28 protein-coding genes, 1 tRNA gene and 1 pseudogene are annotated in these 20,672 nt (G+C 67.1%); 20 read left to right on the plus strand and 10 right to left on the minus strand.

All coding sequences use genetic code 11. The features are described from left to right. The first annotated feature begins 201 nt into the window (after positions 1-201). From NJQ98_RS05225 to hpt, 5 genes are all read left to right on the plus strand, one after another. Positions 202-627 (plus strand): type IV pilin N-terminal domain-containing protein, encoded by a 426-nt coding sequence (locus NJQ98_RS05225; protein ID WP_262176538.1) that lies wholly within the window; start codon positions 202-204, stop codon positions 625-627. A gap of 92 nt (positions 628-719) precedes the next feature. Further along, positions 720-1,283: a DUF7344 domain-containing protein gene (locus NJQ98_RS05230; protein ID WP_262176541.1), complete on the plus strand. Its 564-nt coding sequence runs from the start codon at positions 720-722 to the stop codon at positions 1,281-1,283. A 282-nt stretch (positions 1,284-1,565) separates the two neighbouring features. Continuing rightward, positions 1,566-2,030, plus strand: a complete 465-nt coding sequence (locus NJQ98_RS05235; protein ID WP_262176543.1) for a type IV pilin N-terminal domain-containing protein — start codon at positions 1,566-1,568, stop codon at positions 2,028-2,030. A gap of 5 nt (positions 2,031-2,035) precedes the next feature. After that, positions 2,036-2,431, plus strand: coding sequence for a type IV pilin N-terminal domain-containing protein (locus NJQ98_RS05240; protein WP_262176546.1), 396 nt, complete (start codon positions 2,036-2,038; stop codon positions 2,429-2,431). 105 nt (positions 2,432-2,536) lie between these two features. Next, the gene (hpt, locus tag NJQ98_RS05245) at positions 2,537-3,106 is read left to right on the plus strand and encodes a hypoxanthine/guanine phosphoribosyltransferase (protein ID WP_262176547.1); all 570 of its coding nucleotides are present in this window, start codon (positions 2,537-2,539) and stop codon (positions 3,104-3,106) included. 367 nt (positions 3,107-3,473) lie between these two features. On the opposite strand, the gene NJQ98_RS05250 is transcribed toward hpt, so the two are convergent. The 3 genes from NJQ98_RS05250 to NJQ98_RS05260 all read right to left on the minus strand — a co-directional run bounded on the left by NJQ98_RS05250 (position 3,474) and on the right by NJQ98_RS05260 (position 4,869). Next, positions 3,474-3,548: transfer RNA gene (locus NJQ98_RS05250), tRNA-Met, on the minus strand. 68 nt (positions 3,549-3,616) lie between these two features. After that, complete coding sequence (locus tag NJQ98_RS05255; RefSeq protein WP_262176550.1) at positions 3,617-4,105, minus strand: GtrA family protein; 489 nt, start codon at positions 4,103-4,105, stop codon at positions 3,617-3,619. Next, positions 4,102-4,869 carry a glycosyltransferase gene (locus NJQ98_RS05260; RefSeq protein WP_262176552.1) on the minus strand — a complete coding sequence of 256 codons (768 nt, stop codon included), beginning with the start codon at positions 4,867-4,869 and terminating at the stop codon, positions 4,102-4,104. Before NJQ98_RS05260 ends, NJQ98_RS05255 begins: the two co-directional genes overlap by 4 nt. A 99-nt stretch (positions 4,870-4,968) precedes the next feature. On the opposite strand from NJQ98_RS05260, the gene NJQ98_RS05265 reads away from it, so the two are divergent. Next, positions 4,969-7,296 (plus strand): DUF2298 domain-containing protein, encoded by a 2,328-nt coding sequence (locus tag NJQ98_RS05265; RefSeq protein WP_262176555.1) that lies wholly within the window; start codon positions 4,969-4,971, stop codon positions 7,294-7,296. Positions 7,297-7,350: 54 nt separating this feature from the next. On the opposite strand, the gene NJQ98_RS05270 is transcribed toward NJQ98_RS05265, so the two are convergent. Next, on the minus strand, positions 7,351-7,611 hold the full coding sequence (locus NJQ98_RS05270; protein ID WP_262176558.1) for an HAH_0734 family protein: 261 nt from the start codon (positions 7,609-7,611) through the stop codon (positions 7,351-7,353). 319 nt (positions 7,612-7,930) lie between these two features. Here NJQ98_RS05270 and NJQ98_RS05275 point away from each other — a divergent pair, with 319 nt between their 5' ends. From NJQ98_RS05275 to NJQ98_RS05300, 6 genes are read left to right on the plus strand one after another with little or no spacing between them, the layout of a single operon-like run. Further along, positions 7,931-8,215, plus strand: coding sequence for a 50S ribosomal protein L44e (locus tag NJQ98_RS05275; protein WP_262176560.1), 285 nt, complete (start codon positions 7,931-7,933; stop codon positions 8,213-8,215). Positions 8,216-8,217: 2 nt separating this feature from the next. Beyond that, the gene (locus NJQ98_RS05280; RefSeq protein WP_262176563.1) at positions 8,218-8,391 is read left to right on the plus strand and encodes a 30S ribosomal protein S27e; all 174 of its coding nucleotides are present in this window, start codon (positions 8,218-8,220) and stop codon (positions 8,389-8,391) included. 1 nt (position 8,392) lies between these two features. After that, positions 8,393-9,193 carry a translation initiation factor IF-2 subunit alpha gene (locus NJQ98_RS05285; RefSeq protein ID WP_262176565.1) on the plus strand — a complete coding sequence of 267 codons (801 nt, stop codon included), beginning with the start codon at positions 8,393-8,395 and terminating at the stop codon, positions 9,191-9,193. Continuing rightward, complete coding sequence (locus NJQ98_RS05290; protein WP_262176568.1) at positions 9,190-9,372, plus strand: RNA-protein complex protein Nop10; 183 nt, start codon at positions 9,190-9,192, stop codon at positions 9,370-9,372. The genes NJQ98_RS05285 and NJQ98_RS05290 overlap by 4 nt, the downstream gene beginning before the upstream one ends. 5 nt (positions 9,373-9,377) lie before the next feature. Continuing rightward, on the plus strand, positions 9,378-10,136 hold the full coding sequence (locus tag NJQ98_RS05295; RefSeq protein ID WP_262176570.1) for a proteasome assembly chaperone family protein: 759 nt from the start codon (positions 9,378-9,380) through the stop codon (positions 10,134-10,136). 53 nt (positions 10,137-10,189) lie between these two features. Next, the gene (locus tag NJQ98_RS05300) at positions 10,190-10,801 is read left to right on the plus strand and encodes a J domain-containing protein (RefSeq protein ID WP_262176572.1); all 612 of its coding nucleotides are present in this window, start codon (positions 10,190-10,192) and stop codon (positions 10,799-10,801) included. A gap of 50 nt (positions 10,802-10,851) precedes the next feature. Here the strand turns inward: NJQ98_RS05300 and NJQ98_RS05305 are convergent, their stop codons facing one another. Continuing rightward, the gene (locus NJQ98_RS05305; RefSeq protein ID WP_262176575.1) at positions 10,852-11,307 is read right to left on the minus strand and encodes a DUF6653 family protein; all 456 of its coding nucleotides are present in this window, start codon (positions 11,305-11,307) and stop codon (positions 10,852-10,854) included. A 43-nt stretch (positions 11,308-11,350) separates the two neighbouring features. Beyond that, positions 11,351-12,478: a threonine synthase gene (locus NJQ98_RS05310; protein ID WP_262176577.1), complete on the minus strand. Its 1,128-nt coding sequence runs from the start codon at positions 12,476-12,478 to the stop codon at positions 11,351-11,353. An 82-nt stretch (positions 12,479-12,560) separates the two neighbouring features. Between NJQ98_RS05310 and NJQ98_RS05315 the strand changes: the two genes are divergently transcribed. Next, a complete protein-coding gene (locus tag NJQ98_RS05315; RefSeq protein ID WP_262176580.1) occupies positions 12,561-13,820 on the plus strand; it encodes an NAD(P)/FAD-dependent oxidoreductase in 1,260 nt (419 codons plus the stop codon). 27 nt (positions 13,821-13,847) lie between these two features. On the opposite strand, the pseudogene glnK1 reads toward NJQ98_RS05315, so the two are convergent. From glnK1 to NJQ98_RS05330, 3 genes and pseudogenes are all read right to left on the minus strand, one after another. Then, positions 13,848-14,189 (minus strand): annotated as a pseudogene (gene glnK1, locus NJQ98_RS05320) (nitrogen regulatory protein GlnK1); the annotation flags it as partial. A 312-nt stretch (positions 14,190-14,501) separates the two neighbouring features. Beyond that, on the minus strand, positions 14,502-14,642 hold the full coding sequence (locus NJQ98_RS05325; RefSeq protein ID WP_262176581.1) for a hypothetical protein: 141 nt from the start codon (positions 14,640-14,642) through the stop codon (positions 14,502-14,504). A 101-nt stretch (positions 14,643-14,743) separates the two neighbouring features. Next, positions 14,744-15,424, minus strand: a complete 681-nt coding sequence (locus tag NJQ98_RS05330; protein WP_262176584.1) for a metallophosphoesterase — start codon at positions 15,422-15,424, stop codon at positions 14,744-14,746. Positions 15,425-15,561: 137 nt separating this feature from the next. Between NJQ98_RS05330 and NJQ98_RS05335 the strand changes: the two genes are divergently transcribed. The 7 genes from NJQ98_RS05335 (at position 15,562) to NJQ98_RS05365 (ending at position 19,503) form a co-directional block, all read left to right on the plus strand. Further along, a complete protein-coding gene (locus NJQ98_RS05335; RefSeq protein WP_262176586.1) occupies positions 15,562-15,726 on the plus strand; it encodes a hypothetical protein in 165 nt (54 codons plus the stop codon). Positions 15,727-15,820: 94 nt separating this feature from the next. Then, positions 15,821-16,129: a HalOD1 output domain-containing protein gene (locus NJQ98_RS05340; RefSeq protein ID WP_262176589.1), complete on the plus strand. Its 309-nt coding sequence runs from the start codon at positions 15,821-15,823 to the stop codon at positions 16,127-16,129. Between the two features lie 59 nt (positions 16,130-16,188). After that, positions 16,189-17,310 (plus strand): pyridoxal phosphate-dependent aminotransferase, encoded by a 1,122-nt coding sequence (locus NJQ98_RS05345; RefSeq protein WP_262176591.1) that lies wholly within the window; start codon positions 16,189-16,191, stop codon positions 17,308-17,310. Between the two features lie 159 nt (positions 17,311-17,469). Further along, positions 17,470-17,748: an ArsR/SmtB family transcription factor gene (locus NJQ98_RS05350; RefSeq protein ID WP_262176593.1), complete on the plus strand. Its 279-nt coding sequence runs from the start codon at positions 17,470-17,472 to the stop codon at positions 17,746-17,748. Between the two features lie 97 nt (positions 17,749-17,845). Then, positions 17,846-18,142, plus strand: a complete 297-nt coding sequence (locus tag NJQ98_RS05355; protein WP_262176596.1) for a DUF8036 family membrane protein — start codon at positions 17,846-17,848, stop codon at positions 18,140-18,142. A gap of 75 nt (positions 18,143-18,217) precedes the next feature. After that, a complete protein-coding gene (locus NJQ98_RS05360; RefSeq protein WP_262176598.1) occupies positions 18,218-18,598 on the plus strand; it encodes a hypothetical protein in 381 nt (126 codons plus the stop codon). Between the two features lie 50 nt (positions 18,599-18,648). Then, positions 18,649-19,503 (plus strand): UbiA family prenyltransferase, encoded by an 855-nt coding sequence (locus tag NJQ98_RS05365; protein WP_262176600.1) that lies wholly within the window; start codon positions 18,649-18,651, stop codon positions 19,501-19,503. Between the two features lie 6 nt (positions 19,504-19,509). Here NJQ98_RS05365 and NJQ98_RS05370 read toward each other — a convergent pair whose 3' ends face one another. Next, complete coding sequence (locus NJQ98_RS05370; protein WP_262176603.1) at positions 19,510-20,658, minus strand: FG-GAP repeat domain-containing protein; 1,149 nt, start codon at positions 20,656-20,658, stop codon at positions 19,510-19,512. Between the last annotated feature and the right edge of the window lie 14 nt (positions 20,659-20,672).

Consider the following 20,672-nt stretch of genomic DNA (forward strand, 5'->3'; position numbering starts at 1 on the left):
ACCGGTAGCGGCTCGCTGACGACATTGCCGAGTTGGCTCGCGGCGGTAGAACAGATGAGACAGCTGCCGAGGACCCCCGCCTGGGACGGCCCAGCGATAGGAATCGACCCGACGACCTGATGTGTCGACCCGTGGTTGTTGACACGCTCACACGCGGGACCTCGACGGCGGTGGCCTGAGACCGGACGGACATCTCACCCTATGCAACGCACACGATACATGGACGACGAGGCGGTATCGCCGGTGATCGGAGTCATCTTGATGGTCGCCATCACGGTCATCCTGGCGGCCGTCATCGCGACGTTCGTGCTCGGGCTGGGCGACTCGCTGAACAGCCAGGCGCCACAGGTGAGTTTCGACTACCAGTACGACGAAACGAGCGGCGAACTCACCATCACACACGGCGGCGGCGACCCGATAGACGAGGCCAAGGTCGGGGTGCGCGGCGGCAACACGGACAACTCGCCCGGCGTCGACTGGGACGGCAGCGGGACCGTCGGCGACAGTGATATCACCGCCGGCGATTCCTACGAGTACGCCGCCGGGTCGGACGATACGGTCCGCATCATCTGGCGGGCCGGTCCCGGCGGCGCCACGGCGACGCTCGGGGTCTGGGAGGGGACGTAACCGATGGCAGCACTGACCATCAACATTATTAGCCCAAGTCTCTCACTGAGGCGTAGGATGGCATTGCCCCCGGGGTCAGGGTGAATCCGGCAATGAGTCAACAGATTCGTCGGGCGGACGCGGACGAGCCACTCTCGAACGAGGAGATATTCGACGTTCTCCACAACGAGCGTCGGCGCTACGTTCTCCAGTATCTCCGCGAACACGGCGGACCGGTCTCGCTCGGTGACCTCGCTGACCACGTTGCCGCCGCCGAGTACGACTGCGAGTGCGAGGAGGTCACCAGCGCCCAGCGCAAGCGCGTCTACACCACGCTCCAGCAGTCCCACCTCCCACAGATGCACGAGGCGGGTATCGTCGACTACGACAGCGACGAGGGGGTCATCGCGACCACCGACCACACGGAGGAGCTGACGGTCTATCTGGAGATCGTCCCGGAGGGGGAGTTCCCCTGGCGCGAGTACTACCTCTCTATCGGCGCCATCAGCCTCGCCATCGTGACGGTGCTGTGGGTCGGCGTCTACCCCTTCACGCTCATCCCGCCGCTCGTGTGGGGGACGCTGTTTGCCATCGTGCTCACGCTGTCGGCGCTGTATCATACCCTCGTGGCTCGGGAGATGACGCTGACGGAGTTCGTTGAGGACGAGGGACGCTGAGATTCCCTGGCCTCGGTTCAGGGGCTGTCGGACGCTCCTCCGCCTTTCTCAATAATGAGACTCACCGGCTGTGCTCGCGGCTAGCTCCGCTCGGCCCTCGGAATAGAATTCAGGCCGTACAGGGCGCTCTTGATGGCGTTCAAGGCGGTGCTGAACGCATGAAAGGTGGGGTGGGTATAAGTTTTGACCTCGCATGAGTCGTAAATAGCACACCCACGGGGACCACCTCAGGGGTTAGAGGTGACCATGCGAAACCACGGTGTGTTGGCAGGGATTCAACACATGGATATCAAACGACTATTCGAAGACGACGACGCGGTATCGCCGGTCATCGGGGTTATCCTGATGGTCGCAATCACAGTCATCCTCGCGGCCGTCATCGCCAGTTTCGTTCTCGGGCTGGGCGACCAGGCCGGTGACCCATCACCGCAGGCCAGCTGGAGCTTCTCCTACGATGAAGGCAATACCTCTACCGATTCGTTCGGTACAAGTAGCAGTGCTAGCGATGATGGCACTTTAGTTATCTCGCATGATGGGGGAGATAGCGTAACTGTAGATAATATTGACGTAACAGGATCCACTAACAGTGGTGGTAACCTTGTTGACGACGCAGGTTACACGTCTGGAGATGAACTGTCTGCTGGTTCATCTTTTTCCGTTCTGGTAAGCAGTGATGACACTGTTCGAATTATTTGGAACAATCCGAACGGTGATTCCAGCAATACTCTTGCAGAACATGAGGTGTGAAAATAATGGATATTAAACAACTCCTCAACGACGACGATGCAGTATCGCCGGTTATTGGGGTCATCCTGATGGTTGCAATTACGGTCATCCTCGCAGCCGTCATCGCAAGTTTCGTCCTTGGGTTGGGAGACCAAGCTGGAGACGCCGCGCCACAGGTGAGCGTTGATTGTAACTTTCCCAGTAGTTCAGACAATAATATGATTCATGACGGCGGCGACAATCTTGAAGAGAGTAATCTGAATCTGAATAACAATGGGAGTACAAATCTAAATAGTGCACCCTCTGGGAGTACCTTCCGCTCTGGAGACACTATTGCGGAAGGTGGCGGTATTGACGAGGGCACTCAGCTGATATGGGAGAACCCGAACTCTGACAGCACATCCATCATTGCGGAGTGCTAACGTCAGTTAACTACTGAATCGCCTTTTGAAGATTCTTTCTCTGTTTATTGACCGACCAGCGACCGGTGACGACGAACTTTAGTAGGGCCTCGCAGAACCCTCGATATGGAAAAGCTGCAGGAGTCGTTGCTCGACGCGCCAATCATCGAGAAGGATGGGTACCACTACTTCGTCCACCCTATCAGCGACGGCGTACCGATGTTACGGCCCGAGTTGCTGCGCGAGATCGTCATCAAGATAATTCGGAAGGCCGAACTCGAAGACGTCGACAAGATTGTCACCCCGGCGGCGATGGGCATCCACATCTCGACGGCGGTGTCGCTGATGACCGACATCCCGCTCGTGGTCGTCCGCAAGCGCCAGTACGGCCTCGACGGGGAGGTCGCGCTGTCGCAGGTCACGGGCTACTCCGAGAACGAGATGTACGTTAACGACGTCTACGACGGCGACCGCGTGCTCGTTCTCGACGACGTGCTCTCGACGGGCGGGACGCTGGCGGCACTGACCGGCGCGCTGGAGGACATCGGCGCCGACATCTGTGACGTGGTCTGTGTCATCAAGAAAGACGACGGCCAGAACAAGCTCGACGAGGCCGGCTACGAGGCCAAGACGCTCATCAACGTCGTCGTCGAGGACGGCGAAGTGGTCATCACGGACGAGTACGGCGACGGGTAACAGCCCGCGGGCTGTGACTCGGTACGCTGGTACCTGTCTGCCCCCGAGTCAGTAGAAGACAGGGTCGATACACTGTTTTCGTCTCGCGTTTTGTGGCATCCCAGAGTGGGGCGTTCCCCGCTGATACTGTTCGTTGTGGGCACGTGAAGATATTTGCCACCGAGGACGGCGACCGCTCTCGCCCTTACAGCCGGCGGTATCGGCTGGAGTCCGTCAGAAAGTAACGGGCGATAGATTTGAACCGGAACAGGACGGTCGCTCACTCCGTTCGCGCTACGTCTTGCAGGGTTCAAATCTACACCGCGACGACTGACTCACGTATCGCTCGGCGATGAGACGCCTCGCTGTGAAGTGAGTTCGTTAGAAGTAGCGGGAGGTAGATTTGAACTACCGATCTGCGGGTTATGAGCCCGCCGGAATCTCCTGGCTATCCCATCCCGCTACCTGTTCATACCCGAGTCCCCTCATTAAGGCTTGTGATTCGGCTGCCGTCCGTGAGTTTGTCACGCGCTATGGGCTGTCGTCGTGGTGGACCTGCCAGGTGAAGAGGCTCTCGAAGACGTAGTTCACCGACATCGCTGCGGCGATGGCGATCGGACTGGCGGCGATGAACCACAGGTCCCGACCGGCGACCACCAGCTCGACCGTCAGCTGTTGGGTCAACACCCAGTAGACGACCAGCTGGACGGTGACGCCGCCGGTCCTGACGAGGTGTGATTTCCCCAGCCGCTTGAGGAACGGCCGCAGGCCGGCCTCGCCGTCCCCCGAGAAGGTCCAGTGTTCGTTGACCAGAAACATCACCACGATAGCGGTCTCGACGCCGGCGGCTTTCGCCCAGAGGTCGGGGACGCCGAAGGCCAGGCCCAGCACCGCCAACACCGCGTTGTCGCTGATGGCTCCGACGATGCCGACCGAGAGAAACTGGCCGAACCGGACGCCGGAGACGAGCGATTCGAAGCGGTCGGGCACCAGTCCGCGGAGCCGGTCGCCGACGCTCATCGGTCTCGTTCGACGAGGGCGGTCGGCTGTTCGCGGGCCGCGGCGATGGCCGTGTGGAGCCTGTCGTCGCTCAGTTGCTTCGCGCGGTGTCTCGCCGACAGCAGCGCCCGGAACAGCGCTACCGAGTCCCGGACCGGCGAGACGGTCGAGCCGGGGCGGTCCTCCCATTGGATGGGTACCTCCGCGACGCGGAGGTCGAGGGCGCCCGCGATGGCGGCGAGTTCCACGTCCCAGGCGAAGCCGGGCTCGTACAGGTGCGAGCGGACCTGCTCCCACCCGTCGGCGCTGATGGCCTTCGCGCCGCACTGGTAGTCGTGCAGCGAGACCGTAAGCAGGGTGCCGGCGAGCCACGCGAAGCCGTCGCCCAGGAACCGGCGGGCGAACGTCTGGTGGCTGGCGACCTCCGAGTCGGGGTGGCGCCGTGACCCGACGGCGAGGTCGGCCCCACCGGAGCTGACGCGGTCGGCGACCGAGTCGAGCGAGTCCGCCGGGGTCGAGCCGTCGGCGTCGGCAAACACCAGCACGTCCGTCTCCAGGAACTCGAACCCGGCCGTGATTGCGGCCCCCTTGCCGCGCCGGTACGGGACGGTTTCGATGATGGCCGGGAGGTCTTCCAGCTGTGCCTTGACGCCCTCCTTGGGCGCGTCGAGTTCGATGACGACCGTCTCCGGGTCAAGCGTCTCTTCGATGGCGGTCACGTACCGCCGCAACTCCCCCACGTCCGGACGGAAGGCCGGGACAACTACACCGACGGTCGTCGACATCGTGTCACTCTGCACTGTCAGCGACTAAAAACGGTTCGAAACCCGTCAGGATGGGTGAATCAAAAAACGTATAGTGGCTCACCCAACTCTTATCCCTTGATGGAGTACGGTCTCGTCGCCCTCTGGCTCGCCCTCTATCTCCTCTTGACGTACGTCGGTGCGACCGTCGCAGCGGCGCTGTTTCCCCGCTTTGCCGAGCGTGGTATCGCCTTCGGCCTCCCGGTGGCCCTGGTGGTGCTGTGGCTGTCTACCTACTTCCTCGGTCGCCTCTCGATGACGGCCGGTATCTGGCTCGGGATAGTCGGGCTCGTCGCCGGCGCCGTCGCGGTCGCTTATCGCCGCGGCCCAATCGACCTCCGCTCGTTCGGCGAGGTCGCCGCCGTCTTCGCCGTCGCCTTCCTGTTCGTGGTGTGGATTCGCGCGCTGGACCCGGCTATCTCACCGCTGGCCGGCGAGAAGTTCCTCGATTTCGGCCTTGTCCAGTCGCTGTTGCGGGCCGATACCCTCCCCCCGGAAGACATGTGGTTCGCCGGCGAGCCGGTCGCCTACTACTACGGCGGCCACCTGCTGACGGCGATTCTCACCCGGCTGACCGGAACGGCCGGACAATACGCGTACAACCTCGCGCTGGCGGGCTTCTACGCCACGCTGGTGACGGGCGTCTACGGGCTGGCCGGCGCCGTCGCGGCGGCGCGGGACGTTCCCCGCCGACTCGCCGCCGGGCTCTCGGCGTTTTTCGTCGGTATCGCGAGCAACCTCACGACGCCGGCCCGCGCGCTGCTCTGGCTGTTGCCGGACGGGGTGGCCAAGTCGGTGGCCGGTGCGGCCGGCTACGAACTCACGGGGCTCGCCCGCGGGCCCGGCGAGTTCTACTTCTGGGACGCCAGCCGCGTCATCACTGACGACCCCGACGACTTCGCCACGTACACGCCTGGCACGGGGTACAGCGTCAACGAGTTCCCGCTCTTTGCCTGGCTCAACGGCGACCTCCACGCCCACATGATGAGCACGGGCTTTCTCGTCCTGACGGCGGCGCTGTGTTTCAGCTATTACCAGACGCCGGCCGAGGAGCGCCGGCGGCGACTGGCGCTCCTCTTCGGGGCGATTCCGGCCGTCGGCGGGTTGATGGCGGTGACGAACACGTGGTCGTTCCCGTCTATCGCCGGCCTCACCATGGTGACCGTCGCCATGGCGCCGGCGAGCCCGCGGTCGCTGCTGCCGGCCTCGCTCCGTGACCCGCTCCCGAGGGACGGAGCGGCCGCCGAGGGGAGTCGCATCGGCCTCGCCGTCGCCGTCGCCGCGGGCGTGGCCGTCCTGGGGCTGCTGTGGTCGCTCCCCTTCTGGCTCGGCGTCGGCAGCGGCCGCGAGGTCACGTATCTGCCCGACCGCAGCAGCATCGCGGAGCTGGTCGGGATTCACGGGCTCTTCCTCGTCCCCTTTGCCCTGTACCTGTACGCACAGGTCGGCCGGACCCTCGACACGGGGCGGGCGCGGCTCGTCGGGCTTGGCTTTCTCGCCAGCGTGGCGCTCGGGACGATACTCGACCTGGCCGCTGTCGGGCTCGTCCTCCCGCTGCTGGTCGGCGCGTGGCTGTTCGCCCGGTCGCCGACCGGCCGGCCGAGTTCCGGGCCGCTCCCGGCGCTGGCCGACGGCGGCGAGCGCTCGGTCGGCTTCGAGACGGTGTTGCTGGTCGCGGGCGCCGGCCTGGTCATCCTCGTGGAGTTCGTCTTCATCAAGGAGAACGTCGGGCGGATGAACACGGTGTTCAAGACGTACATGCAGGTGTGGGTGCTGTGGGCCGCCGCAGTCGGCCCGATACTGGCGTGGCTGCTGACCCGCTGGCGGCCCGACGACGAGGCGACCGCACAGCTGGTCAAAAACGGGACGACGGTGCTGGTCGTCCTGCTGGTCTGTTCGACGTCGGTGTACGCCGCCATCGCCCTCCCCAACCACGCCGGCCGCGCGGGGGAGCCCACTCTCGACGGGACGGCGTATCTCGACGACTCCCATTCGGGCGAGGCCGAGGCCATCCGCTGGATGGACCGCGAGATAGACGGCCGTCCGAACATCGTCACCGCGGCGCCGGCCGGCTACTACTGGGTCCCCGAGGAGGGGAAAGGCGCCAGCGCCCCGTCGAGTCTGACGGGGATTCCGACGGTGGCCGGCTGGGTCCACGAGGCCCAGTACCGAAACGACAGCGTCTACGAAAAGCGCGTCGCCGACGTCGAGACCATCTACCGGGGCCCTGGCGACCGACAGCGCGCACTGCTACAGGAGTACGACGTACAGTACGTCTACAACGGGCCGGCGGAGCGCGCTCGCTACGGGACCATCACGGTCAGCCAGCTGGAAGGCGTGACGGAGATTCACCGGTCGGGCGAGGTCGTCATCTACCGCGTCGACCAGCGCGCGCTGGCGGACACGTAGCTAGCCAGGTCGAGAACACTGACGGACCGACGAGCACCGGCCCCGGGACTCGCTTCAGGCTTCCGCCCGCTCGCGCAGGACGGTGACGGCCTCGGCGTCGACGTTGTCGGTCGCCAGATGGTTCGGGATGTAGTCCTGCTTCGAGAAGGTCTCCTGTTCGTCCTCGCTCCCGATGGTACACCACAGCTGGACGCGGTCGGGGCCGTGCCAGTCACCCTGGCGGGCGACCGCGAACACCTCGTACTCCTCGCCGTCGTACTCGATGCGGCCGCCCTTCCGGAGGCCGGGGTCGCCGCGGATGATGAGCTTCTGCATACCCCACGCTTGGCAAACGGCGCACTTAGTGACTTCGAAGCGTTCATCCGACAGTCCGCCGCCGCGGCCCGTCGACCGGAGCCGTTATACGCGGGGGGACGAGAGTACCACGTAGACGGCACGGTCCGACGGCACCTTTCAGCCCGCGGGTCAAACTGCGGGTATCCGCTGTCCGACCTACACCGTCTCTCTAACAACCCTGAGCCGCTGGTGTGTGAGAGACGGAAACCGTAGGATGGCACCCGACTCCCCCGCGGGGGAACTCGAACCGTCGGGGTTTTAAGCGGTCATGCCAAAGCGACCTGTAAGGTCGATATCTATGGAGATGCCGCGACGTTTCAACACGTACTGTCCGCACTGTAACGAGCACAACGAACACGAGGTCGAGAAGGTCCGATCGGGCCGCTCGTCCGGTATGAAAAAGGTCAACGACCGCCAGCGAAAGCGGCGTGGGACCGGTATCGGGAACAAGGGTAAGTTCTCGAAGGTCCCCGGTGGGGACAAGCCCACGAAGAAGACCGACCTGAAGTACATCTGCTCGGACTGTGGGAGCGCCCACCTCCGAGAGGGATGGCGCGCCGGTCGACTGGAGTTCCAGGAGTAACTATGGCAGGTAGCTTCGTCACCGTCGCCTGTCCGGACTGCGAGAACGAACAGACGCTCTTCGAGAAGGCCGCGAGCGAGGTCGACTGCGCCGTCTGCGGTCACACGCTCGCCCGCCCCACCGGCGGGAAGGCCGACATCGAAGGCGAAGTGACCGCCGTCGCCGAGGCCCGGTAACATGAAATACAGCGGCTGGCCAGAACCGAGCGAGCTCGTCGTCGGCAAGGTCGACGAGATCGAAGACTTCGGCGTCTTCGTCGACCTCGAGGAGTACGAGGGCAAGCGCGGGCTCTGTCACATCTCCGAGGTCGCGAGCGGCTGGATAAAGAACGTCCGCGACCACGTCAACACCGGCCAGACGGTCGTCGCCAAGGTGCTCGACGTGGACGAGGACGCCCAGCAGATTGACCTCTCCATCAAGGACGTCAACGACCACCAGCGCAAGGAGAAAATCCAGGAGTGGAAAAACGAGCAGAAGGCCGACAACTGGATGGAGCTGGCCTTCGGCGAGGACATCGCCGACGAGGCCTACAGCGCCATCGCCAACGCCTTGCTGTCGGAGTTTGGCTCGCTGTACGACGGCTTCGAGGCCGCCGCTATCCACGGCGAGTCGGCGCTCGAAGACACCGACCTCGACGAGGACGAGGTCGACGCTATCGTCGAGACGGCACGTTCGAACGTCTCGGTTCCCTACGTCAACGTCACGGGCTACGTCGACCTGACCTGTCCCGACAGCGAGGGCGTCGACGTCATCAAAGACGCGCTGAAAGCCGCCGAGGGCAACGGCGAAGTGCCCGACGAAATCCAGCTCGAAGTCACCTACGTCGGCTCGCCCGAGTACCGCATCCAGGTACAGGCTCCCGACTACAAGACTGCAGAGGGTGCCCTCGAGGAGAGCGCGGCCCGCGCCCGCAAGGTCGTCGAGGCCGAGGGCGGAACCGCCGAGTTCCACCGCGACCGCGACGAAGACGACGAATGAAGGCCGACATCCGGGTGTGTTCGGCCTGGCGGGCCGAACACGACCGCCCGGTGTACACCCTTTCTGGGACGTGTCCCGACTGCGGAGCCGAGGCGGTAAACAGCGCCCCCGCTCCCTTTGACCCGGCGGACCCCCACGGCGAGTATCGACGTTCTCTTAAGCGCCGACACCGGGAGTAGGGGGTATGGACGAATTCGATATCGACGTTCTCGCCGACCCGGAGCTCGAGGAGCCGGTGCTGGTCGAGGGGTTGCCCGGCGTGGGCCACGTCGGCAAGCTCGCCGCCGAGCACCTGCTCGAAGAGCTCGACAGCGAGCTCGTTCGACGGGTGTACTCGACGCATTTCCCCCCGCAGGTCAGCGTCGAGGACGGTCGAACGCAGCTCGCGTGCGCGGAGTTCCACGCCGTCACGCCCGAGGACGGCCGCGACATGCTCGTGCTCACCGGCGACCACCAGGCACAGGACAACGCGGGCCACTACGGCCTCACGACCGCGTTCCTCGACGTCGGCGACGAGTTCGGCGTCGAGGAGGTGTACGCGCTGGGCGGGGTTCCGACGGGCGAACTCATCGAGGAGTACGACGTGCTGGGCGCGACGACGACCGACGACTTCGGCGACCGCCTCGAAGCGGCCGGCGTCGAGTTCCGCGAGGACGAGCCCGCCGGCGGCATCGTCGGCGTCTCCGGCCTCCTGTTGGGACTGAGCGAGCGCCGCGACCGACCTGCCGCCTGTCTGATGGGCGAGACCTCAGGCTACCTGGTCGACCCCAAGAGCGCACAGGCGGTCCTGGAGGTGCTCCAGGAGGTCGTCGGGTTCGAGGTCCCCTTCGACCCGCTCGAAGAGCGCGCCGACGAGATGGAGGAGGTCGTCCGCAAGATACAGCAGATGGAAGAGCAGAACGCTCCGTCGCCGGCCGACGAGGACCTCCGCTACATCGGGTGAGCGGGGTCGCCGAAAGCGGACGATTCTTAGGCGACGGGGCCTAACGGGGGCCCGTGCAGGCAGATCCGGGCGGCGTACCGGCGTGGCTGGTGTTCGGACTGCTCCTGGGGGTAGCCGGTAGTCTGGTCGTCGTCGTCCTCTTTCTCGTCGCCGGCAAACTGTTCCCCGCGAAGCGACGGGCCCGCGGGGTTCGCGAGGGCGGCGAGGAGCGCCGTCGGGCCGAGATTCGCGAGTACCTGACCGCCATCGACGAGTCCTTCGCCGAGAACCATCCGGTCGCCGGCCAGGACGTCGCCTTCTACCTCCCGGACCGCGGCGTCGCCATCACCTTCGACGCGCGGGCGTTCTACCGCATCGAGCGCTCGCCGACGGCCCCGGTGCTGGTCGAACACGAGCTACCGGGCGCCGCTCTGGGCCGGCGGCTCCCCTTCGAGACGCCCGACGTCTCCGTCGGCCCCGAGCCCGAACCCGAGCCCCACTCCCCCGTCGACCCCACGCGACAGGCCTTCGCCGAGCTGGGGCTGCGGGAGACGGCGACCGTCGACGAGGTGAAATCCGCCTACCGGGCCCGCGTCAAGCAGGTCCACCCGGACCACGGCGGCGACAAGGAGGAGTTCAAACGGGTCCGGGAGGCCTACACGCTCGCGAAACAGCACGCGGGGTGAAACAGCGTCGCCCCCGCGGGACGATGCCCTCAGTGAGATGGCGTCGAACCTCAGCGCCCCGTGCTCGCTTCCCCGGCGCGCTCCTCGTATAAGTGGACCATCTCTGAGACGAACCAGAGCTTCAGCGTCATCGCGAGCGCCGTCGCGGCGGCGGTCTCTGCGGGCCGCTGCCGGATGGCGGCATAGAGCGCGTACAGCGAGGCGAGGGCGGTCGGGACGTTCAACAGCCCGGGATAGCGCCGGTGCTTGCCCGCCTGTTTGGCCCAGATGCGTTCGCCGTACACCCCTCTCGTCATCCACGCGCTGTCGTCTTCGGGCGGCGAGAACAGGAACGGGTTGACGGCGACGAACGCGAGAGTGAGCGCCAGCCCGCGCCAGTTCCGACGGTAGATACAGGCGACTATCAGGGGCAGCGTCGGGACGCGGGACCATCCGCTCCGGGGGTTGGCGTGGCGGGCCCAGAAGTACCGGTCGAGCGGGTCGTCGTCGGGAATCGCCGTGGGCATGTCGGTTACTCAGACACGGCCGAGCCAAAGCGCTACCGCCGGCTCACATCCCCTGGCTCATCAGATGCGACCGCAGGAGGTCGGCCTCCTTGCTGCCGGCGACGGGGTTGACGAGGACGACCTCCTCGTCGGCGTCGAAGGCGCCCCGGTCGGCCAGGGCGCGCACGCCGGCGATGGCGGTACCGCCGGTCGCGCCGACTTCGGGGCCCATCTCGCAGCCGTCGACAGCCGCCTGCAGTATCTCCTTGTCGGGGACTGCCGCGCCGTCGCCGCCGGTCGCGGCGATAGCGTCGAGAGCGGCGCGCCCGGCCGCGGGGTCGGGCACTTCCAGCGGGCCGACGATGGTGTCGGGGTGGTCGACCGGCGCCGGGTCGGTCGCGCCGTCGGCGGCCGCCGCGGCGATGGGCGCGCAGTCGGCCGGCTGGGCGGCGTAGAGCCGCGGGACGCCGTCGGCGAGTCCCGCGTCGGCGGCGAGAGCGAACCCGCGTTCGAGCCCGAGGACCGTCTCGCCGTGGCCGGTCGGATGGACCACGGCGTCAGGGGCCGCCCACTCTCGGTCGGCCAGGAGTTCCAGGGCCAGGGCGGTCCCGCCGGCGACGCGGAACGGGTGGCCCGGCGCGACCGAGGTGAGCGGCTCGTCGCTGTCGGCGAAGGCCTCGACGGCGTCGGCGTAGCGCCCCTCGACGACGTACATGTCGCCGCCGTGGACGTTCACCATCGCCTTGTTCAGGAACGGACACCGCGAGGGGACAAACCCCTTCGAGTCGATGTCCGCGCGTGCGGCGTAGGCCGCCGCCGACTGGGCGCCGTTGCCCGGCGAGGGCGTCCCGACGCGGTCGGCCCCGTCCGCGACGGCGGCCGTGACGGCCAGCGAGAGCTTTCGGTCGGCGAGCGACCCCGTGGGGTTGCGCCCCTCGTCCTTGACGGTGACGCCGCCGACGCCGAGTTCGTCGGCCAGCACCGGCACGGCCACGGCCGGCGTCGCCCCCTCGTCGATGCTGACGGTCGCCTCGGGCGGGAACGGGCGGCAGTCGGCGGGGCCGTCGACCGCGTCGACGTCGAAGTCGACGACCAGAACGCCCCCGCAGTCGGGGCAACGCTCGATACCGGGGTCGACCGATTCGCCACACGCCGTACAGGAGAGGCCACGAACCGCCGCTGTCGTCTGCATAGGACTACCTCGGGATGGCTCCCTCAAGTGTCGTGCGGTATATTCCAGCACGCTCTTGGCCCACGCGTCCGAACGCCCGGCCATGACAGACGCCGTGGTCGTCGGTGGCGGCCTCGCGGGACTCGTCGCGGCCAGCCACCTCGCCGAGTCGGGACAGGACGTGACGCTGCTGGAAGCGAGCGACGGCGTCGGCGGCCGCGTCCGGACGGCCCACGCGGACGGCTACACCTTCGACCGGGGCTTTCAGGTGCTCTTCTCGGCGTATCCGGCAGTCGAGCGCGAACTCGATGTCGAGGCGCTCTCGCCCCGACCGTTCACGCCGGGGGCGACCATCGCCCGCCCGAACCACCGCTCGGTGTTGTCGGACCCGCTTCGCAACCCGACCGCGGCCCCACAGACGCTGTTCAACCGAGACGTTCGCACGGCCGACAAGCTCCGCGTGTTCAAACTCCAGCGCGACCTCGCCGGGAGGGACCCCGAGACGCTGCTCGACGGCGGCGGCGAGTCCATCGCCGACTACCTGGCCGACCGGGGGTTCTCGAAGCGGTTCGTCGAGCGCTTCGCCGCGCCTTTCTACGGCGGTATCACGCTCGACCGGTCGCTCTCGACCGACAGCGCCGTCTTCGAGTACACCTACAAGATGCTCTCGGAGGGCGAGATATTCGTCCCCGCCCGCGGGATGCAGGCCATGCCCGAACAGCTCGCCGAGCGGGCCACGACGGCGGGTGCGACCATCGAGACAGGGCAGTCCGTGGAGACCGTCGACGCGGCGGCCGGGGACGACGCGGTGACCGTCGAGACGGCCGGCGAGACGGTCACGGCGGACGCGTGTGTCGTCGCGACGGACCCCGCGACGGCCGCCGACCTGACGGGCGTCGACACCATCCCGACGGAGACGCTCGGCTGTGTCACCCAGTACTTCTCGCTGCCGACGAGCAAGGCCCCGAGCATGGGCAAACGAATCGTGCTCAACGCGGTCGACGACCGGCCAAACACCGTGGCACCGCTGTCGGCGGTCGCTCCGGAGTACGCCCCCGAGGGGATGGAGCTGTACAGCGCCACCTTCCTCGGGGCCCAGGACGCCGACGAGGCGGACCTGGCGGCCGACGTGTACGACGCCCTCGCCTCGTGGTACCCGTCGGCCGGGTTCGACGCTCTGGAGCTCCTTCGAACCGACCGCGTTCCGCTGGCACAGTTCGCCCAGCCGCCGGGCTTTCGCGACTCGGTCCCGGACCCCGACGCGCCCGAGGGGCCGGTGGTCCTGGCCGGCGACTACACCCGCTGGTCCTCGATACAGGGCGCGCTGGAGAGCGGGCGCGTGGCCGCGACGCTGTGCCGGTAGCTGCCCGTTTCTCTACCGCTGGGGCGGTCAGACGGCCTCCGGCCCCCGCTTGCCGGTCCGTATCCGCACCGCCTCCTCGACGGGCAGGACGAAGACGCGCCCGTCGCCCGGATTGCCGGTCTCGGCCGCCTCGGCGATGGCCTCGGTCACGTCCTCGGCCGGGATATCCGCGACGACGCACTCTATTTTCACCTTGTCGATGAGGTCGACGGTGTACTCCTCGCCGCGCCACTGCTCGGTCTTGACCGACTCGGAACCACGCCCCGAGACGTTGGTCACCGTGAGCGAGGCCGCGTTGACCTCGGCCAGCGCCTGCTTTGCGGCACCGAGCTTCTCGGGTCGGATTATCGCGACCACCATCTGTATCTCCGATTCAGTCATCGCCGACACCCCCGCTGTGGCCGCCGGCGCTCACCGCTTGCCCGCTCTGTCGACTCGGCTCCGGTAAAACTGACCGTCCGTACTGTTCTGCGCCAGCTATGGACTGGTTCATAGCTATCATCTCCTGTGGACGGAGTGAACACGGGGTAATCAAGCCTCTCCTTATACACGTGTTTAATCCTTGAATGTCCTGTGAGAGCGGCCGCTGTCCGGTGTCTCCCAGCCAGATACTACTGCACTCCGGCGGCGGTCTCCGGGGAGACCCGTCCGCCGGTGCCGTCGGGCGTCAAGCGGCGCGGTTCAGGCGGCGTGGTCGCCGTGGTCGTCGTGGTCGTCACCCAGCAGCACGGCCGAGACGTACTTGATGGTCGCGAAGTACAGCAACACCATACAGACGAGTGTCGTCGCGATGAGCGCGAGTGCCGGTCCGGTCTGAATCATGTTCGCTGTTCTCCCCCGATAGCCCAAATACTTACCGAACCTGCCACAGGTGCCGGCCCGAGCGGTACCGGCGACGTTCCATTCGGACCCGACGCGGGGAGTCACAGCATCCGCCGGAACTCACCCAGCGGCGGGAACTCCCGCTGTTCCCGGGCGCCCTCGTCCCAGACCACCGGCGCCAACCGGTCGGCGTCGGTCACCAGCGGCGATTGGAACTCAGTCGCCGACATATCATTGACCCGGACCCCGGCGTTGAGCCTGTTGAACGACGGGAGCATCACCACGTCGCTGCCGCGGTACTGCCCCTCGCCGACCAGATAGCAGGGCCGTCGCTGGCCCTCTATCTCTATCGTCGGGTGGTCGTGGCCGACGACGTAGCGGTCGGCGTCGCCTTCGGGGGCCTCGTGCCCGTGCAGGACCAGCGTGTCGCCGACGCGATACTCCCGCGCCGTCGGGCCGTCCCACACCGAATCCAGCATCGTGTCGTGGTTCCCCGGCGTGACGACGAGGCGAGCGCCCGCGTCGCGAGCGGCGGCCTGCAGCCCCGCGACGGTGTCTCCGACGGTCCGCGGGACCGTCCGGAAGGAGTGCAGGAGGTCGCCGGCTACGACGACCTCCTCGGGGTCGTGGCGCTCGAGGAGGTCGCGGAACCGCTCGACCATGTCGCTTCCCGAGCCGACGGGGAACTCAAGTTCCCCGCCGGTCCCCCGGCCCACGTGGCAGTCCGCGACGACCACCGTGTCCCCGAGGACTAGCGCGTGCCCGTCGTAAGTCAGATCCATCGGGAGAGTGTGCGGGCTCGGCGTACAAACCGATGACGCACTGCCCGACGCCGGTGGCGTCGCCACAGCGGCCCGGCTGTGAGCGGCGACGCGGCGAAGTGCGGGGAGTTTTCTACCCCGGCGCCGTTCGGTGCCGTATGAGCGACAGTTCCGACGACCTCGAAGCGGCCGTCGACGCGTTCCTCTCCGAGGCCGACTCGGCGTACGAGGAGTACGACCGCGGTTATACGGACGCCGACGCGACGCTGCGGCGGCTGGAGGGTGCCGTCGAACAGCTCCGGACCGCGAGCCGCGAGGAGTGAGCCAATCGGCGGGGACACCTCGTCCGTCAGCCGCCCACCAACTGGAACGTAATCTGACACTACGTTTGTCACGTCGGATTGGGTAGGTCCGGTGATGTCAGACACAGGGTCGGACAAACCCGGCGAGGGCCCCGGCGATGGCCCGGGTATCGTGCGTCGGCAGATACAGCCCAGCTCGGAGACCTCGGAGTACGACTTCCTCGAAATCGTCGCCGAGATAGAGGGCTGTGAGATAGAGGAACTGCCATCGCTGTACAACGAGGTCGAACACGTCATCGAGACGCTGTTCAAGACCCCGCCGTCGACGGCGGCACAGATGTCGATATCCTTCTCCTACTCGGGCTACCGCGTCACCGTCGACCGGAACGGCGTCGTGACGCTGGTCCCGGTCGCGGCCCGATAGTCGGCCCGCGCGGGGCGAAATCGGGAAGAATTATCGGCCCGGCCGCCCCCAGGGGAGGTATGACAGGATTCTCCAGTCGCGTCGAAGCGGTGTCGATTTCGGGCATCCGCGAAGTGTTCGAGGCCGCGGGCGAGGACGCCATCAACCTCGGCCTCGGCCAGCCGGACTTCCCCACGCCGGCCCACGTCCGCGATGCCGCCGTCGAGGCGATTCGGGCCGGGGACGTCGACGCCTACACGTCGAACAAGGGAACCGAGACACTCCGGGAGGCCATCGCCGAAAAGCACGCGCGGGACAACGACCTCGACGTCGACCCCGGTGACATCATCGCCACGTCGGGCGGGAGCGAGGCGCTCCACATCGCGCTGGAGGCCCACGTGGACGGGGACCAGGAGGTCATCTTCCCGGACCCGGGGTTCGTCTCCTACGACGCGCTGACCCATCTGGCCGGCGGCACGCCGAAGCCGGTGGGGCTCCGCGACGACCTGACGCTGGCGCCCGAAACCGTCGAGGACGCGATCACCGATGACACCGCGGCCTTTATCGTAAACTCCCCGGCCAACCCCACCGGCGCGGTCCAGTCGGCCGACGACATGCGCGAGTTCGCCCGCATCGCCGAGGAGCACGACGTGCTCTGTCTCTCCGACGAGGTGTACGAACACCAGGTCTTCGAGGGCGAACACCGCTCGCCCGCGGAGTTCGACGACGCGGGCAACGTCGCCGTCGTCAACGCCTGCTCGAAGGCCTACTCGATGACGGGCTGGCGCCTGGGCTGGGTCACGGCCGCGACTGACCGCATCGAGCGGATGCTCCGGGTCCACCAGTACGCCCAGGCCTGTGCCTCCGCGCCCGCCCAGTACGCCGCCGAGGCCGCCCTGACCGGCCCCCAGGACGCCGTCGCGGAGATGCGCGACACGTTCCGGGAGCGCCGTGACATCCTCCTCGACGGGTTCGAGGAGATGGGACTGGAGTGTCCCACCCCCAAGGGCGCCTTCTACGCCATGCCCAAGGTGCCCGAGGGGTGGGTCGACGAGGTCATAGAGCGCGGTGTCGTCGTCGTTCCCGGCGACGCCTTCGGCGAGAACGGCGCGGGGTATGCCCGCATCTCCTACGCGACGGACACCGAGACGCTCCGGGAGGCCATCGACGTCATGGCCGAGGCGACGGCGGCCCTGGAGTAGGGCCGAATTTGGAAGAGAGTTCGAAGAAGGGTTTTGTCGGTAGCCCGTGTCCCACCGCACGAGTGAGCCGTGGTCACCGTTCATGACTCCGACAAACGGGAGAGATACGCCGAGGGCCAACTGTTTAGTAGGGACACAGCGACCACCGAAGGGAGAGAGATGGAGAAGGCGCTCTGGTATCTGCTGACGGCGACGCGCGGCGGTGCCAACAGGGCGCGTATCATCAACGCCCTCACCGAGCGCCCGAAGAACGCCAACGAACTGGCCGACGAGCTGGACGTCGGGTACAAGACCATCCGTCACCACATGGAGCAACTCGAGGACCACGATGTCGTGGAGTCGGGCGAGGAATCGTACGCGAAGCTCTACTTCCTGACCGACCGGTTCGACGCGTACCGGGACACGTTCGAGGACATCACGGAGCAGATAGACACATGAGCCGGGCGAAACTGTCGGCCGTACCGGCGCGTGGGTCGACACACCGGAACCCCGACGGGTTTCAGCGGCTTGCAGTCGCCAACGGGGTGACCGGCTGATGGCGATGGGGACGCTCATCACCGTCGCCGCGGTCCTGGCGGGGCTGAACACGCTCCTCCTGCTCCCGCTTGTCGGCGTCTGGATTCGCAACTACACCACCTTCGGGACCGGGCTGGTCGGCGGCCTCCTCCTCTTTGCCGTCGCCATGCTCGCGGAGAACGCCGTCGCCATCTACTTCTTCTTCTCGATGGCCAGCTTCTACAGCGGCGACCCCGGCGTCCAGCAGGCCGTCCTCGTGTTGCGCGGGCTGCAGTTCGTCGCTATCGCCGCCCTGAGCTATACGACGCTCCGCTAGCCCTCGCCGCCGGTCCGGCGGGGTCCACGTTTGCGGGCAAAGGACCGATAACGCTGCACCCGCTACCTGGGTGCAATGGACCACCTCGCACCGCCGAACGTGCCGGTGTACGCGACGACGGCCGAGCAACAGCGTATCTGGGAGCGTTGTGAGGCCCGCGGGCAACCGGTCATCGCCATCCGGGCGGCCACCCGCGGCTACATCGTCAGGTACGACCTCCAGCACCTCGACGCACAGCTCTCACAGCGGACGCTCCAGCGGCTCCGCGACCGGGTGCGCTCGCGGCGGGGGTACGAGACCAGCCCCGACGACACCGACCCCGTCTCCGAGACCGAGGGGGTCGGGGGCGAGGCCGGTGCGGTGTCCGGCGAACTCCACACGCCCACCGAGCGGGCCGCACGGGAGCTGGCATCGCACATCTCCCCCTTCGTTCTCGACCGGGACAACTGGCAGTGACGGCCCGCTAGCGGACGAGTCTTTTTAGCGCTCCCGTCCCTCGTGTCGCTATGGCAGTGGCCCGACACGAACCCGGCGTCGTCGGTGCCGGCAAGGCGCTCGCCTCCCAGGTCCACCCGGTGTTCATGTTGCCCCCGCTCGCGACCTCGCTGTTCGGGGCCGTCCTCGCCGGGGGCGTCGACCTCGCTGTGGCGGGGCTGCACGTGCTGGCGATGTTCTTCGCCGTCTACACGGCCCACGTGAAGGACGGCTACGTCGACTTCCACGTCCGCGGGGAGGACGACGACCACCCGCTGACCGCCGTGGGGTGTCGCGGGGCCCTGGCCGCGAGCGCCGCGGGCTTTCTCGGCTGTACCGTCGGCCTGTGGCTCCTGGTCTCCCCGCTCGCGGCGCTGGTGACGGCGCCGGCGTGGGTCATCGGGTACACGCACGCGCCTCAGTTAGACCTCAACCCCGTCGGCGCGACGATGGGGTATCCCGGCGGCATCGCGCTGGCGCTGCTGGGGGGATACTACGCCCAGGCGACCAGTTTCAGCCCGCGGGTGGTGGGGTTGGCCGCCGTCTTCCTGTGCCTGCTGACCGGCATCAAGATAATCGACGACGAGACGGACTTCGACTACGACAGCTCCATCGACAAGCGGACCGTCGCCGTCGTGCTGGGGCCCCGGCGGGCCAGACGGCTGGCGCTCGGGCTGTTCGTCCTCGCGCTGGTCGGCGTCGTCGCGCTGGCGGTGGCGCTGCCGGGGGTTCCCCCGACTGCGGCCGGCGGGGCCGTCGTCTTCGGGGCCGTCCTGGCCGTGGCCTACCGCGCCGAGGCGAAGCTCGCGACCATGCTGTTGATTCGGGGCTCGTACCTCTTTCTGGCCGTGCTCGTGGCCGCGGTCTGGTTCCGGCCGCTGGCGTGAGTCGGCCTACGGCCTGTTGAACCAGACGTCGACGTGGTGGTCGGGGCCGTAGGACTTCCCGACCACGTCGGGCTGTCCGCTCCCGGTCAGGTCGACCACCTTCGCCTCGTGGGTCTCGATGCCGGTGGCGACCGTCTCGCGCTCGAACTCGCCGCCGCGGTTGTAGAAGACGAAGTGGCGCGGGTCGCTGTGTTTGCCGAGTCCCATCTCCGCGACGTAGATGTCCGGCCGGCCGTCGCCGGTGAAGTCCTCGACCTCAAGCGAGTGCGGACAGAACAGCCCGTCGGCGATGACGTGCTGGTCCCAGTCGGGCGGGTCGAACCAGGCGACCCGTCCCGGGTGAGAGCCTAAGTGTGGTGAGTCCCCCTCAGAGAGGACGACTTCCAGGTCGCCGTCGTCGTCCACGTCGGCGACGGCGACCCGCGTGTTGTCCCACCCGTCGACGATAGCCTCGCGGCGCCAGCCGGTCGCGGCGTCGGGGTCGCGGTGGTAGACGTTCGGGCCCGCTATCAGCTCCGTCCGCCCGTCGCCGTCGACGTCGACGACCGCGACGCCCTCGACCTCGCGGTCCTCGTCGACGACGTGGAGGTGGCTCTCGTCCCAGGGCGACTGCCGCGGCGCGTCGGGAACGTCGAAGTAGAAGACGACCTCGGACTCCTGCGAGAGCCCGACGACCTCCGGCTCCCCGTCGTCGTCGATGTCGCCCACGGCGACGTCGTGGTACTTCTCGAAGCGGTCGGTGATGAGGTGGCGCGCCCACGGGTCACGCGGGTCCGCGCCGGGCTCGAACCAGTACAGCTCCGTGTTGTTGATGCCCTGACCGGCCACGACGTTCGGCCGCCCGGTCCCGGTGATGTCGCCGACGGCGCCGCCCACGTCCAGGGCCGGCGTGAACGATATCTCGTGGCGCTCGAAGCCCGGGTTCTCGTACCAGAAGAGGTTCGCGTCCTCGATGCCGACCGCCGACCGAATCGCGCCGGTAGGCACGCCCCGCCGCTCGGCTCCCCAGACGAGCCCCTTGCCGGGGACCCCCTCGCCGGCGCCGCCGACGATGACGTCCTCCCGGCCGTTGCCCGTCAGGTCCGTCGTGAGGCAGAATCCGAGTTTCGTACACGGTGGCCGTTCGTCGATTTGCTCGTGGCTGAACCCGCTCATGTCTCCTGTTCAGG

This window comes from Haloarcula laminariae (assembly GCF_025457605.1).
GTDB lineage: Archaea > Halobacteriota > Halobacteria > Halobacteriales > Haloarculaceae > Haloarcula > Haloarcula laminariae.